The sequence below is a fragment of the Streptomyces roseochromogenus subsp. oscitans DS 12.976 genome (assembly GCF_000497445.1).
GTDB classification, from domain to species: Bacteria; Actinomycetota; Actinomycetes; order Streptomycetales; family Streptomycetaceae; genus Streptomyces; species Streptomyces oscitans.
Genome location: NZ_CM002285.1, coordinates 3163472 through 3175689, shown reverse-complemented (window position 1 = coordinate 3175689; position 12218 = coordinate 3163472). Strand labels below are relative to the sequence as shown.

The window sequence follows — 12218 nt, the reverse complement described above, 5'->3', positions numbered from 1 at the left end:
GGCGGGCGCAGGTGCGGGTCGGCATGCTCGCGGCGGCGCGGGGAGACGTGGTCGAGGCGGCGCGGTGGTACCGGGCGGCGGCGGAGGCCGGGTCGCGCAACGGCGCCTTCAATCTCGGGCTGCTGCTGGCGCGGGAGGGGAGCGAGCCGGAGGCGGCGGTGTGGTGGACGCGGGCCGCGGATGCCGGGCACGGGCGAGCGGCGCTGCGGCTGGCCCTTGTCTACGCGCGTCGGGGAGAGCTGGCTGAGGGGCAGCGGTGGGCGGACCGGGCGGTCGCGCTGGGACCGGCGGAGGTGTCGGAGCGGGCAGGGCGGCTGCGGGACGCTCTGCGGGAGGAGCTGTCGGCGTGACGCTGCGCTGGGCGTCAGTGGATTTTTCCCACCTGCCCGCCCACCCACTCGCCTGTCTCGCCTGTCTCGTCTGTCTCGTCTGGGAACAAGTGACCCTGGCCACGTCGCCGGTAACTGATTTGCCTCCGCAGACCTTCCTCGCGTAATGTCGTGTTCACCGACGCGGGGTGGAGCAGCTCGGTAGCTCGCTGGGCTCATAACCCAGAGGTCGCAGGTTCAAATCCTGTCCCCGCTACTGAAGGCCGAGGGCCGGAATCCAGAGATGGATTCCGGCCCTCAGTCGTTTCCAGGTGCCAGGGCGCAAACAGGTGTCAGGGCATGAAAAAGAGGGGGCTTGCACCCCCTCCCGATTACCCGGTCACGGCCTCACGCGCCTGCGCAGTCCGGGCACAGCCCCCGGTAGGTGACCTCGACGTCCGACACCGTGAAGCCGAAGCGCTCCGTGTCGGGGAGGTCGGCGAGCGGGTTGCCCGTCGGGTGGACGTCGCGGATCGCGCCGCAGCGGGCGCAGACCAGGTGATGGTGCGGCCGGTGCGCGTTCGGGTCGTAGCGCTTGGCGCGTTTGTCCGTCGCCACTTCCAGGACCTCGCCCAGTGAGACCAGCTCACCCAGCGTGTTGTAGACGGTCGCCCGGGAGATCTCGGGCAGCTTCGCGACAGCCCGCGCATGGACCTCGTCGGCCGTCAGATGGACGTGTTCGCCGTCGAGGACCTCGGCCACAACGCGCCGCTGCGCGGTCATCCGCCATCCGCGTCCACGCAGCCGTTCCAGAAGGTCGCTCATGGCTACCAGCCTAACAGCAAGGGGGACCAGGACGGGAATAGGTGTGAGATTGGATCCTTATTTGACTTAGATCTAGTCCAATGTAGGATCGAAAACGGCTTTAGCCACAGGACAGGACTGGGACAGGACTAGTCAGTAATGACGCAGGAGGCGCACGTGACGCAGGGACCGCTCACCACGGAGGCCGGTGCTCCGGTCGCCGACAACCAGAACAGCGAGACGGCGGGCGTCGGCGGGCCGGTCCTGGTCCAGGACCAGCTGCTGCTGGAGAAGCTCGCCCACTTCAACCGGGAGCGCATCCCGGAGCGGGTCGTGCACGCGCGGGGTGCGGGTGCCTACGGCAGCTTCACCGTCACCGCCGACGTCACGCCGTACACCCGAGCCGCCTTCCTCTCCGAGGTCGGCAAGGAGACCGAGGTCTTCTTGCGCTTCTCGACGGTGGCCGGCAATCTCGGCGCGGCGGACGCCGTCCGTGACCCACGGGGCTTCGCGCTGAAGTTCTACACCGAGGAGGGCAACTACGACCTCGTCGGCAACAACACCCCGGTGTTCTTCATCCGGGACGCGATCAAGTTCCCGGACTTCATCCACACCCAGAAGCGCGACCCGTACAGCGGCAGCCAGGAGGCCGACAGCGTGTGGGACTTCTGGGGGCTCAGCCCCGAGTCGACCCACCAGGTGACCTGGCTGTTCGGCGACCGTGGCATCCCGGCGTCGTACCGGCACATGAACGGCTACGGCTCGCACACCTACCAGTGGAGCAACGAGGCCGGCGAGGTCTTCTGGGTCAAGTACCACTTCAAGACCGACCAGGGGATCAGGAACCTCACCCAGGCCGAGGCCAACCGGATAGCCGGTGAGGACCCCGACTCCCACCAGCGGGATCTGCGGCAGGCCATCGAGCGCGGTGAGTTCCCGAGCTGGACCGTGCAGGTGCAGATCATGCCGGCGGCCGACGCGGCGATGTACCGCTTCAACCCGTTCGACCTCACCAAGGTGTGGCCGCACGAGGACTACCCGCCCCTCGAGATCGGCAGGCTGGAGCTCAACCGCAACCCGCGGAACATCTTCGCCGAGGTCGAGCAGTCGATCTTCTCGCCCGCGCACTTCGTGCCCGGGATCGGCCCCTCGCCCGACAAGATGCTCCAGGGGCGTCTCTTCGCGTACGGCGACGCGCACCGCTACCGCGTCGGCATCAACGCCGACCATCTGCCGGTGAACCGTCCGCACGCCACCGAGGCGCGGACGAACTCGCGGGACGGCTTCCTCTACGACGGCCGGCACGGCGGCGCGAAGAACTATGAGCCGAACAGCTTCGGCGGGCCGCAGCAGACCGGCCGGCCGCTGTGGCAGCCCACCTCCGTCGACGGACTCACGGGCAACCACGCCACTCCGGTGCACGCCGAGGACGACGACTTCGTGCAGGCGGGCGACCTCTACCGGCTGATGTCGGAGGAGGAGAAGGAGCGGCTGGTCGCGGGCCTCGCGGGTGCGATCGCGCCGGTCTCGCGCGAGGACATCGTCGAGCGGGCGATCGGCAACTTCCGCAAGGCCGACGCCGACTTCGGCAAGCGGCTGGAGGCGGCGGTGCAGGCGCTGCGCGGCTGAGCCGGCAGCACTGGCCGGCACTGTCGGCGGCGCTGCCCGTGCCTCCTGAAGTGCCTCAAGATCCTGGGGGTGTCCCCAGGGCGGGCCGGATCCCATGGTGCTCGGGGTCCGGCCCGTTCCGCTTGCTCAGAGCGCCGCCGCCGGTTCGCGGGCCGGGGCCCAGCAGCGGATGATGTCGCGCACCGAGACGATGCCGGCGACCTCGCCCCGGTCGAGGACGACCAGGTGCCGGAAGCCGCCGTGGGCCATCGCGCGGGCGGCCTGCTCCAGGGTCCAGGTGGGGGCGGCGAAGACGACGTCGGTGGTGGTGTGGGCGTGGGTGCGTTCCGTGTCCGGGTTCTGGCCCAGACCGATGGAGTTGAGGATGTCGCGTTCGGTGAGAATGCCGATGCCGCCGGCGTCCGGGTCGAGGACGACGGCGGCGCCGATACGGCGGGCGGACATCAGGGCGGCTGCCTGGCGGAGGGTGTGGGCGGGACCGACGGTGAGGATCACCGTGCTCATGGCGTCACGTACGAGCATGGGTGGGGCCACCTCCTAGGAATCCAAGGGGTAAGTTCCTGGATTCACAAGTTCACAAGTGGGGGTGGATTCAGACTGCCAGGTAAAGGGCGAGTCAACAAGAGGGCGCGCGTGGTGAGTTGAGGGCGTGCCAGGGTTACGCGCGTTGCTCGGTGTATCGCTCAGTGACGCGGGTTGAGATACCCCAGCAACTCGTCGTGCAGCAGGCCGTTGGACGCCGCCGCGTTGCCGCTGTGCGGGCCCGGGCGGCCGTCGATGCCGGTGAAGGTCCCGCCCGCCTCCGTGACGATGATCGCGTTGGCCGCCATGTCCCAGAGGGACAGCTCCGGCTCCGCGCAGATGTCCACGGAGCCCTCGGCGACCATCATGTACGGCCAGAAGTCGCCGTACGCGCGTGTGCGCCACACCTGGCGGGTGAGGTCGAGGAAGCCGCCCAGACGGCCCTGCTCCTCCCAGCCGGAGAGGGAGGAGTACGCGAAGGAGGCGTCCGCGAGCTTGCCGACGCGGGAGACGTGGATGCGGTTCGCGGAGGTCAGGCTGCGGCCGGTGAACGCGCCGTACCCCTTCGCGGCCCACCAGCGGCGGCCGAGGGCGGGGGCGGCGACGAGGCCCACGACGGGCTGGAAGCCGTCCTCGCCCGCCTCCATCAGGGAGATGAGCGTCGCCCAGACGGGGACGCCGCGGACGTAGTTCTTGGTGCCGTCGATGGGGTCGATCACCCAGCGGCGGGGGCCGGTGCCCTCGACGCCGTACTCCTCACCGAGGATCGCGTCCCTCGGGCGGGCGCGCTGGAGCTGGCCGCGGATGAGTTCTTCCGCTGCCTTGTCCGCTTCGCTCACCGGGGTCATGTCCGGCTTCGTCTCGACCTTCAGGTCGAGGGCCTTGAAGCGGGCCATGGTGGCGGCGTCCGCGGCGTCCGCGAGGACGTGGGCGAGGCGCAGGTCGTCGAGGTAGTCGGGCATGTAGGGCACGGTATCTGTCGGGTGGGTGCAGGAGCCACTAGGGACGGGGGTGGCGCGCTGACTGATGTCGTGCGCTGCTGCTGGCGGCGTACAAGATACGGGTGATCGGCGTACGGGAACCCTTGACAGTGCATACCGGCGCGTCAAATCTGGGCGCAGAGTCGCTCTGCCCAGGGAGGCGATGATGCCTGCTGCCCGGGAGTCCCTGCTGGACGCCGCCTATACGGCCCTCGCGCGCCGGCCGTGGTCCGCGGTGCGGATGGTCGACGTGGCCGCGGCGGCCGGAGTGTCCCGGCAGACTCTGTACAACGAGTTCGGCAGCAAGGACGGGCTGGCCCGGGCGCTGGTGCGGCGGGAGGCCGACGGCTATCTGGCCGGGGTCGAGCGGGCGCTCGCCGGTCCGGGCGAGCCGCGGGAGCGGCTCACGGCCGTGGTCGAGTGGACCAGCTCCGCCGCCCGGGAGAACGCGCTGGTACGGGCCATGCTCACCGGCTGCTGGAGCGAACGGCTCCCCGCCCCGCCGCTCGCCGCCGTGCCGTCCGCCTCCTCGGTGCCGGCGCAGCGCCGCGCGGACGGGCCGCTGCCGACACCCCGCGACTTCGTACGGATCGTGCGGGACCGTGCGGTCACCGTCCTGACCGGCGCCACCGCCGGCTCCGCCGGCACCGCCGAGCTGACCCGCCCCTGCGAACTGGTCGTACGTCTCGCCCTGTCCTGCGTCGCGGCACCGCCGGCGGCGGACGGCGGCATGGCGGAGATGGTCCGGGCGGTCGTCCCCCGTCAGGAGGTGTGATCCATCCGGCGCCCTCGCCGCCGGCCTACCGCTTCAGCAGCGCGACGATCTTCGGGGAGCCGACCGGCCGAAGTCCTGGAGGAGGTTGCCGTCCAGTATGGCCTCCTCGCCTTGGCGAGGTCGTAGCCGGCGTATCCGCCGGAGGTGTCCTGGCGGCCCTTCTGACGGGGCATGAAGAAGTGGTTGTCGAGGGGCTTCAGTTCGAAGGAGGGGTCCTTGGTGCAGGCTTCGTCGCGCGCCCGTGCCCGCGCCGCGGACTGCTCGGCCCCGTCGGCATACCCGAACCCCCGCTGCGCGCCCGGGTGTTCCCGCACGAGTTCTCCGGCGGTATGCGGCAGCACGCCATGATGGCCATGGCGATGGCGGCCGAACCTGGCCGTGGTCCGTCTGAGCCGTACGGTCGAGGCCGGGCCCGTGCCGGATCCGGAGCGGGAACGGCAGCGGCAGCGGCACTGCGAAGCTGACGGCGCCGCAGCTCCCGCCTAGTGCGCCGACCCCGAAAGCTGTAGCCCGATCACCCCGACGATGACCAGGCTGATGGAGATGATCTTGAGGGTGGAGACCAGGTCGCCGAGGAAGATCATGCCGTAGATCGCGGTGCCGGCGGCGCCGATGCCGGTCCAAACCGCGTACGCGGGGCCGACGTCGAGTTTCTTCAGGGACAGGGTCAGCAGGCCGAAGCTGCCGAGGGCGAACGACGCGAAGGCGACCGTCGGCCAGAGCCGGGTGAACCCGTGCGAGAGCTTGAGGCACACGGCGAAACCGGTCTCCAGAATCCCGGCCACGATGACCAGCAGCCACGCCATGCGCTGTCCTCCCGTTGATCCGGATCTCCGGCTCGGTGCGTTTATGCACTTACCGGACCGGACCCCCGGCAAACAACGCGGAGGCGCTCAGTCGCCCTCCTTGCGTTCCCGCGTGGCCAGCAGCCTGCGCAGCGAGTACAGCCGCGCCGGATCCGCATGCCCCTCCTCGACCCACGCGTCCAGCGCGCAGTCCGGCTCGTCGTGACTGCACGCGCGCGGGCAGCCCTCCGTGCCCGGCTCCAGATCCGGAAACGCGTGGATGACCCGGGACGGGTCGATGTGCGCGAGGCCGAAGGAGCGGACGCCCGGGGTGTCGATGACCCAGCCGTCCGTCATGGTGAGCGGCAGCGCGAGCGCCGAGGTCGTGGTGTGCCGGCCGCGGCCCGTCACCGCGTTGACACGACCCGTCGTACGCCGTCGGTCCTCCGGAACCAGCGCGTTCACCAGCGTCGTCTTGCCGACGCCCGAGTGGCCGACGAACGCGGTGATCCGGCCGTCCAGGTGCAGGCGTACCCGGTCCGCCGCGTCCCCGTTCTCCAACTCGTCCCGGCTGGTGACGACATACGGGATGTCCAGGTCGCCGTACAGCTCCAGCATCTTCTCCGGCGGGGCCAGGTCCGACTTGGTCATCACCAGCAGCGGTTCCAGGCCGGCGTCGTAGGCGGCGACCAGACAGCGGTCGATCAGGCGGGGGCGGGGTTCCGGGTCGGCCAGGGCGGTGACGATGGCCAGCTGGTCCGCGTTCGCCACCACCACCCGCTCGAACGGATCGTCGTCGTCGGCCGTACGGCGCAGCACCGAGGTGCGCTCCTCGATCCGGACGATCCGGGCCAGCGTGTCCTTCTTGCCGGAAAGATCGCCGACCAGGGCCACCCGGTCTCCGACCACCGCCGCCTTGCGGCCCAGCTCGCGGGCCTTCATCGCCAGCACGGTCCGGTCCTCGACCAGGCAGGTCAGCCGGCCACGGTCGACCGTGAGGACCATGCCCTCGGCCGCGTCCTCATGCTTGGGCCGGATGTTCGTACGCGGTCGGTTGCCCTTGCGGTTGGGACGGGTACGGATGTCGTCCTCGTCGGTGTGCTTGCCGTAGCGGCGCATGGCGTGTCCCTACTGCCCGAGCATCCCGGTCCACAGCTCGGGGAAGTCCGGCAGGGTCTTCGCCGTCGTCGCGACGTTCTCGATCTGTACGCCCTCGACCGCCAGGCCGATGATCGCGCCGGCGGTCGCCATGCGGTGGTCCTCGTAGGTGTGGAAGACGCCGCCGTGCAGCCGGCGCGGGCGGATGTGCAGGCCGTCGGCGGTCTCGGTGACATCACCGCCGAGTTCGTTGATCTCCTTGGTGAGCGCGGCCAGCCGGTCCGTCTCGTGCAGCCGCAGATGGGACACGCCCCGCAGGGTCGAGGGGGAGTCCGCGAGGGCGGCGACGGCCGCGATGCCCGGGGTCAGCTCGCCGACATCGCCCAGGTCGACGTCGATGCCGTGGATGGCGCCGGAACCGGTGAACACCAGCCCGAACTCGGTGAGTTCGCAGGAGCCGCCCATCTCGGTGAAGATCTCCCGCAGCCGGTCACCCGGCTGGGTGGTGCGCTCCGGCCAGTCCGGGATCAGCACCTTGCCGCCGGTGACCAGGGCCGCCGCCAGGAACGGCTGGGCGTTGGACAGGTCCGGCTCGATCGTCAGGTCCCGGCCGAGCAGCGCGCCCGGCGTCACCCGCCACACGTTCGGCTCGCCGCCCGACTCCGGGGTGTCCACCTGGGCGCCGACCGCGCGCAGCATGTCGACGGTCATCCGGATGTGCGGCAGGGAGGGCAGGGTCGCGCCCGTGTGCCGGACCTCGACGCCCTGGTTGAAGCGCGGGCCGGACAGCAGCAGCGCCGACACGAACTGGGAGGACGAGGACGCGTCGACCGACACCGGGCCGCCGTCCAGGGCCCCGCCGCCGTGCACGGTCAGCGGCAGCGCGCCCCGGCCGTCGTCGTCGATCCGGGCGCCGAGCTGCCGCAGCGCGTCGATCACGCCGTGCAGGGGGCGCTCGTACGACCGCGGGTCGCCGTCGAACCGGATGGGGCCGTCGGCCAGCGCGGCCACCGGCGGCAGGAAGCGCATCACCGTGCCGGCGTTGCCGACGTCGACCGTGGCCGGGCCGTGCAGGCCCGTCGGCAGCACCCGCCAGGCCTCGCCGGTGCCGTCGGGGCCGACCCCTTCCTCGATCTCCACGCCCATGGCCCTGAGGGCACCGGCCATCAGCAGGGTGTCGCGGGAGCGCAGCGGGCGGCGCAGCCAGCCGGGCTCGGAGGCGAGGGCGGCCAGCACCAGCGCGCGGTTGGTGACCGACTTGGACCCGGGCACGTGGACCGTCGCGTCGACGGCTCCGCTCGCGTGCGGGGCGGGCCAGAGGGCGGAGTGTGCGGGGTTAACGGTCATGCGCCCCACTTTAGTGGCTGGGGACCACGGCAGATCTCGATCAAAAGCGCCGAAATCCCGACGAAAACGCGGCAAGGACAGGGAGCCGGCGCCCGTCTGCCCTCACAGCTCCAGCAGCCAGCGGCCCCCGCCGATCAGCGAGGACAGGGTCACCGCGTGGAACAGGAACAGCCACAGCCCCGCCGGTACGTGCGTGAGCCGCGACAGCTGGTCCGCGTCCGAGTCGCCCGCGCCACCCCGGGACCGCTTCAGCTGCAGCTCGAACGGCGGCCGTACCCCGCCGAACAGCAGGAACCACACCACCGCGTACGCGAACGCCGCCTGCACCTGGGGCCCCGCCAGCCAGGACACCAGCAGGAAGGCGCCCCCGGTCAGCACCACGGTCAGCACGCCGTACGCGTTGCGGATCATCACCAGCATCACCACGAGCAGCGCCGTCGCCACCCACAGCAGCAGTGTGATGCGGCCCGTGGCCAGCAGCGCGGCGCCGCCGAGGCCCAGCAGCGAGGGCGCCGTGTATCCGGCGGCGGCTGTCAGGATCATGCCCAGCCCGTGCGGCTTGCCCCGGCTGACCGTGAGGCCGCTGGTGTCGGAGTGCAGCCGGATACCGGTGAGCTGCCGGCCGGTGAGCAGCGCGATCAGCCCGTGGCCGCCCTCGTGGGCGATGGTGATCGCGTTGCGCGATATCCGCCACGGGCCGTGCGGCACGATGACGGCGAGCGCGGCGGCCAGCGTGGCGAGCACCACCCACAGGGCCGGGTCGGGCTGGGTGCCGGTGAGCCGGTCCCAGAGGCCGGTCAGCGAGGTGGCGGCGAGGCTGTCCATATGTCCGAGTGGCTCCTGTCGTCGTGCGGAGTCTGGCAGTGTGGCACGTATGTGCGGACGGTATGCATCGAGTCGTAGGCCCGAGGATCTCGCAGGAGTCTTTGAGATCGAGAAGTGGGAGCCGGAAGAGACCCTTGAGCCGGACTACAACGTGGCGCCGACCAAGGAGGTCTACGCCGTCCTGGACCGTCCCCTGAAAGACGCGGACTCCCCGCGTCCGGTTCGCCAGCTGCGCAAGCTGAAGTGGGGACTGGTGCCGTCCTGGGCCAAGACGCCCGAGGGCGGCGCCCGGATGATCAACGCGCGCGCCGAGACGGTGCACGAGAAGCCCTCCTACCGGCGTGCCTTCGCCGCCCGGCGCTGCATCCTGCCCGCCGACGGCTACTACGAGTGGGTCACCGGCAAGGACGAGCGCGAACTGGAGGCCGAGGGCAAGAAGAAGCGGCCGCGCAAGCAGCCGTACTTCGTGCTGCCGGCCGACGGCTCGGTGTTCGCGATGGCCGGTCTGTACGAGTTCTGGCGCGACCGGACCCTGCCCGACGACCACCCGCGGGCCTGGTGGGCCACCTGCTCGGTGATCACCACGGAGGCCGAGAGGACGCCGCTGGCCGTGGCCCCCGCCGAGGGCCCGCACGCCCTGGCCGACATCCACCCCCGCATGCCGCTGATGCTCACCCCGGACCGCTGGGACGCCTGGCTCGACCCGGGCCGCACCGACCCCGACGACCTGCGCGAGCTGCTGGCCCCGCCGCCGCCCGGTTTGATGCGCGCCTACCCGGTCTCCACGGCCGTCAGCAACGTCCGCAACAACGGACCGGAGCTGCTGAAGGAGCTTGCGGCCCCGGAAGAGGGCACACTCTTCTAGCGTGATCGAGATTGTCGAGACCGACGCAGGAACCGCACGCATCACCTGGCACCGGGCGGAGGATCCCGGGCTGGTCCTCGCCCTGAGCCACGGCGCCGGCGGAGGCGTCGAGGCGCGTGACCTCCAGGCACTCGCCCACGCTCTCCCCGCGCACGGCGTCACCGTCGCCCTCGTCGAGCAGCCCTGGCGGGTCGCGGGCAAGAAGGTCGCGCCCGCGCCGAAGACCCTGGACGCCGGGTGGCGCGACATCTGGCCCGCGCTGGCCGGGATGGAGCTGCCCGTGGTCTCCGGCGGGCGGAGCGCCGGGGCCCGGGTCGCCTGCCGTACGGCGGCCGGGCTGGGCGCGCACGCCGTGCTCGCGCTGAGCTTCCCGTTGCACCCGCCGGGCAAGCCGGAGAAGTCGCGCGCCGCGGAACTGCTCGGGGCCGGGGTGCCCACGCTGGTCGTGCAGGGCGGCAACGACCCCTTCGGGAAGCCGGAGGAATTCCCCAAGGGCTCGTACGAGCTGGTCGAGGTGGCGTACGGGGACCATGGCTTCGCGGTCCCCAAGCGCGCCGGGATCACTCAGGAGCGGGCCCTGGAGATCATCACCGAGAGCGTCGCGGAGTGGCTGGCGTCACTCGGGTGACGGCCGGGAATGCTCCGCGCCGGACCACTGTTGTGGCGGACAGAAGTGCTGAGGCCTCGGCACCGACGTCGTAGGAGAGGAAGTCCGCCGCATGGGTTCGACCATCTGCCCGCCCGTCGCCCACCACCGCCCTTCCAGCGACGCGCTGCGCGCGGCCTCTCTCGATTCCCGCAGCAGCCGTACCGACCTGGACTGGACGGTGCTGCACGCGGCCAGGACCGCTCATATTCGAGGGGCGGCAGGCACAGGTCGTGTTCTATCCTCCGAATCGAGTGGGGCCGGTCTCGGTCCTGCCCGGGATCTTGAGGAGGTGGGTCCGGTCACCGGTACCGACGCAGGGACCGACAACGGCCAGGCGGAGCAGCCCGAGGGCCAGGGCGTGAGCGCGGAGGCGGCAGCCGAGTCGACCGCGGAGCGCAGTGCGCGCTTCGAGCGGGACGCGCTCGAATTCCTCGACCAGATGTACTCGGCCGCGCTGCGCATGACGCGCAACCCGGCCGACGCCGAGGACCTGGTGCAGGAGACCTACGCGAAGGCGTACGCGTCCTTCCACCAGTTCCGCGAGGGCACCAACCTCAAGGCGTGGCTGTACCGGATCCTCACCAACACCTTCATCAACTCCTACCGCAAGAAGCAGCGCGAGCCCCAGCGCTCCGCCGCGGAGGAGATCGAGGACTGGCAGCTCGCCCGCGCCGAGTCGCACATGTCGACGGGTCTGCGCTCCGCCGAGTCGCAGGCGCTCGACCACCTGCCCGACTCGGACGTCAAGGAAGCGCTGCAGGCGATCCCCGAGGAGTTCCGCATCGCCGTCTATCTCGCGGACGTGGAGGGCTTTGCGTACAAGGAGATCGCGGACATCATGGGGACCCCCATCGGTACGGTGATGTCCCGGCTGCACCGAGGCCGCCGTCAGCTGCGCGGCATGCTGGAGGACTACGCCCGTGACCGCGGGCTGGTCCCGGCGGGCGCCGGAGAGTCGAACGAAGCGAAAGGCTCGGGCTCATGAGCTGCGGAGAGCCGCACGAGACGGACTGCAGTGAGGTACTCGACCATCTGTACGAGTTCCTCGACAGCGAGATGCCGGACATCGACCGGGACAAGTTCCGGCACCACTTCGAGGAATGCTCTCCGTGCCTGGAGAAGTACGGCCTGGAGCAGGCCGTGAAGAAGCTGGTCAAGCGGTGCTGCGGGCATGACGACGTGCCCGCGGACCTGCGGGCCAAGGTCATGGGGCGGATCGACCTGATCCGTTCCGGTCAGGCCGTGCCGGAGCACGACATCACCGCCACCCCGCAGGACGGCTGAGCACCGGGTCACCACCCCGTCACCCGAACGTGCTAATCCTCAGGTCATAAGCCCTGCATCCCCGATTCCCGCCCTAGGCTCCGAGCCCGGACAGGCATGGTCGGGGAGGGACGGGCGATGGAGGCGGATTCGGCGCGGGCACGCGGCTTCGTGGCCGTCGTCGCCCTGCTGGCGCTGTTCTGTCTGCTGCCGCTGCCGACGATCCGCACCCCCTGGTGGGCGCTCAGCCTGCTCTCGGCGCTCTACGCCGGTTGCGAGCACGTCGTACGCCGCCGCTTCGGCGGCACCTTCTACCCCGTCCTGCTCGCCGGGGCGTTCCTGCTGCCCCCGCCGGCCGCCGCGCTCGT

General features: G+C 70.8%; 15 protein-coding genes, 1 tRNA gene and 1 pseudogene. 9 read left to right on the top strand and 8 right to left on the bottom strand.

Going from position 1 to position 12218, the window contains the following annotated elements:
- Together M878_RS63430 and M878_RS63425 are read left to right on the top strand one after the other, a co-directional pair.
- A partial coding sequence (locus M878_RS63430) for an SEL1-like repeat protein (RefSeq protein ID WP_023546894.1) occupies positions 1-350 on the top strand: 350 nt, incomplete at its 5' end.
- Between the two features lie 161 nt (positions 351-511).
- Positions 512-585 (top strand) — tRNA-Met (locus M878_RS63425).
- 131 nt (positions 586-716) lie between these two features.
- On the opposite strand, the gene M878_RS63420 is transcribed toward M878_RS63425, so the two are convergent.
- Positions 717-1133, bottom strand: a complete 417-nt coding sequence (locus M878_RS63420) for a Fur family transcriptional regulator (protein WP_031224898.1) — start codon at positions 1131-1133, stop codon at positions 717-719.
- 138 nt (positions 1134-1271) lie between these two features.
- Between M878_RS63420 and M878_RS63415 the strand changes: the two genes are divergently transcribed.
- On the top strand, positions 1272-2741 hold the full coding sequence (locus tag M878_RS63415) for a catalase (protein ID WP_023546892.1): 1470 nt from the start codon (positions 1272-1274) through the stop codon (positions 2739-2741).
- 126 nt (positions 2742-2867) lie between these two features.
- Here the strand turns inward: M878_RS63415 and M878_RS63410 are convergent, their stop codons facing one another.
- Together M878_RS63410 and hisN are read right to left on the bottom strand one after the other, a co-directional pair.
- On the bottom strand, positions 2868-3263 hold the full coding sequence (locus M878_RS63410; RefSeq protein WP_023546891.1) for a CBS domain-containing protein: 396 nt from the start codon (positions 3261-3263) through the stop codon (positions 2868-2870).
- A gap of 161 nt (positions 3264-3424) precedes the next feature.
- Positions 3425-4225 carry a histidinol-phosphatase gene (hisN, locus tag M878_RS63405; protein WP_031224897.1) on the bottom strand — a complete coding sequence of 267 codons (801 nt, stop codon included), beginning with the start codon at positions 4223-4225 and terminating at the stop codon, positions 3425-3427.
- A 181-nt stretch (positions 4226-4406) separates the two neighbouring features.
- On the opposite strand from hisN, the gene M878_RS63400 reads away from it, so the two are divergent.
- Positions 4407-5018, top strand: a complete 612-nt coding sequence (locus M878_RS63400) for a TetR/AcrR family transcriptional regulator (protein WP_023546889.1) — start codon at positions 4407-4409, stop codon at positions 5016-5018.
- On the opposite strand, the gene M878_RS000000101820 is transcribed toward M878_RS63400, so the two are convergent.
- From M878_RS000000101820 to M878_RS63375, 5 genes are all read right to left on the bottom strand, one after another.
- The gene (locus M878_RS000000101820; RefSeq protein ID WP_158692688.1) at positions 5006-5359 is read right to left on the bottom strand and encodes a hypothetical protein; all 354 of its coding nucleotides are present in this window, start codon (positions 5357-5359) and stop codon (positions 5006-5008) included. The two genes, M878_RS63400 and M878_RS000000101820, sit on opposite strands and share 13 nt — an antisense overlap.
- A 141-nt stretch (positions 5360-5500) precedes the next feature.
- Positions 5501-5824 (bottom strand): DMT family transporter, encoded by a 324-nt coding sequence (locus tag M878_RS63390; protein ID WP_023546887.1) that lies wholly within the window; start codon positions 5822-5824, stop codon positions 5501-5503.
- An 87-nt stretch (positions 5825-5911) separates the two neighbouring features.
- Positions 5912-6922 carry a ribosome small subunit-dependent GTPase A gene (rsgA, locus tag M878_RS63385; protein WP_023546886.1) on the bottom strand — a complete coding sequence of 337 codons (1011 nt, stop codon included), beginning with the start codon at positions 6920-6922 and terminating at the stop codon, positions 5912-5914.
- A 9-nt stretch (positions 6923-6931) separates the two neighbouring features.
- Positions 6932-8248 carry a 3-phosphoshikimate 1-carboxyvinyltransferase gene (gene aroA / locus M878_RS63380; protein ID WP_031224895.1) on the bottom strand — a complete coding sequence of 439 codons (1317 nt, stop codon included), beginning with the start codon at positions 8246-8248 and terminating at the stop codon, positions 6932-6934.
- A 102-nt stretch (positions 8249-8350) separates the two neighbouring features.
- Positions 8351-9073 carry a M50 family metallopeptidase gene (locus M878_RS63375; RefSeq protein ID WP_023546884.1) on the bottom strand — a complete coding sequence of 241 codons (723 nt, stop codon included), beginning with the start codon at positions 9071-9073 and terminating at the stop codon, positions 8351-8353.
- A 49-nt stretch (positions 9074-9122) separates the two neighbouring features.
- Here M878_RS63375 and M878_RS63370 point away from each other — a divergent pair, with 49 nt between their 5' ends.
- The 5 genes and pseudogenes from M878_RS63370 to M878_RS47800 all read left to right on the top strand — a co-directional run.
- Positions 9123-9938: an SOS response-associated peptidase gene (locus M878_RS63370; RefSeq protein WP_031224894.1), complete on the top strand. Its 816-nt coding sequence runs from the start codon at positions 9123-9125 to the stop codon at positions 9936-9938.
- A 1-nt stretch (position 9939) separates the two neighbouring features.
- Positions 9940-10566: an alpha/beta hydrolase family protein gene (locus tag M878_RS63365; RefSeq protein WP_023546882.1), complete on the top strand. Its 627-nt coding sequence runs from the start codon at positions 9940-9942 to the stop codon at positions 10564-10566.
- Positions 10567-10876: 310 nt separating this feature from the next.
- The gene (gene sigR, locus M878_RS63360) at positions 10877-11572 is read left to right on the top strand and encodes an RNA polymerase sigma factor SigR (protein ID WP_023546881.1); all 696 of its coding nucleotides are present in this window, start codon (positions 10877-10879) and stop codon (positions 11570-11572) included.
- Entirely contained in the window at positions 11569-11871 is a 303-nt protein-coding gene (gene rsrA, locus M878_RS63355; protein WP_023546880.1) for a mycothiol system anti-sigma-R factor, read from the top strand. Before sigR ends, rsrA begins: the two co-directional genes overlap by 4 nt.
- A 117-nt stretch (positions 11872-11988) precedes the next feature.
- Positions 11989-12218, top strand: a pseudogene (locus tag M878_RS47800) (HD-GYP domain-containing protein); the annotation flags it as partial.

What these genes read in the sequence shown, in the direction of transcription:
- hisN (WP_031224897.1), bottom strand. Translation starts at nt 4,225, where the DNA reads ATGCCCGACTACCTCGACGACCTGCGCCTCGCCCACGTCCTCGCGGAC.
- M878_RS63375 (WP_023546884.1), bottom strand. Translation starts at nt 9,073, where the DNA reads ATGGACAGCCTCGCCGCCACCTCGCTGACCGGCCTCTGGGACCGGCTC.
- aroA (WP_031224895.1), bottom strand. Translation starts at nt 8,248, where the DNA reads ATGACCGTTAACCCCGCACACTCCGCCCTCTGGCCCGCCCCGCACGCG.
- M878_RS63370 (WP_031224894.1), top strand. Translation starts at nt 9,123, where the DNA reads ATGTGCGGACGGTATGCATCGAGTCGTAGGCCCGAGGATCTCGCAGGA.
- M878_RS63390 (WP_023546887.1), bottom strand. Translation starts at nt 5,824, where the DNA reads ATGGCGTGGCTGCTGGTCATCGTGGCCGGGATTCTGGAGACCGGTTTC.
- M878_RS63420 (WP_031224898.1), bottom strand. Translation starts at nt 1,133, where the DNA reads ATGAGCGACCTTCTGGAACGGCTGCGTGGACGCGGATGGCGGATGACC.
- rsgA (WP_023546886.1), bottom strand. Translation starts at nt 6,922, where the DNA reads ATGCGCCGCTACGGCAAGCACACCGACGAGGACGACATCCGTACCCGT.
- M878_RS63415 (WP_023546892.1), top strand. Translation starts at nt 1,272, where the DNA reads ATGACGCAGGAGGCGCACGTGACGCAGGGACCGCTCACCACGGAGGCC.
- rsrA (WP_023546880.1), top strand. Translation starts at nt 11,569, where the DNA reads ATGAGCTGCGGAGAGCCGCACGAGACGGACTGCAGTGAGGTACTCGAC.
- M878_RS63410 (WP_023546891.1), bottom strand. Translation starts at nt 3,263, where the DNA reads ATGCTCGTACGTGACGCCATGAGCACGGTGATCCTCACCGTCGGTCCC.
- M878_RS63400 (WP_023546889.1), top strand. Translation starts at nt 4,407, where the DNA reads ATGATGCCTGCTGCCCGGGAGTCCCTGCTGGACGCCGCCTATACGGCC.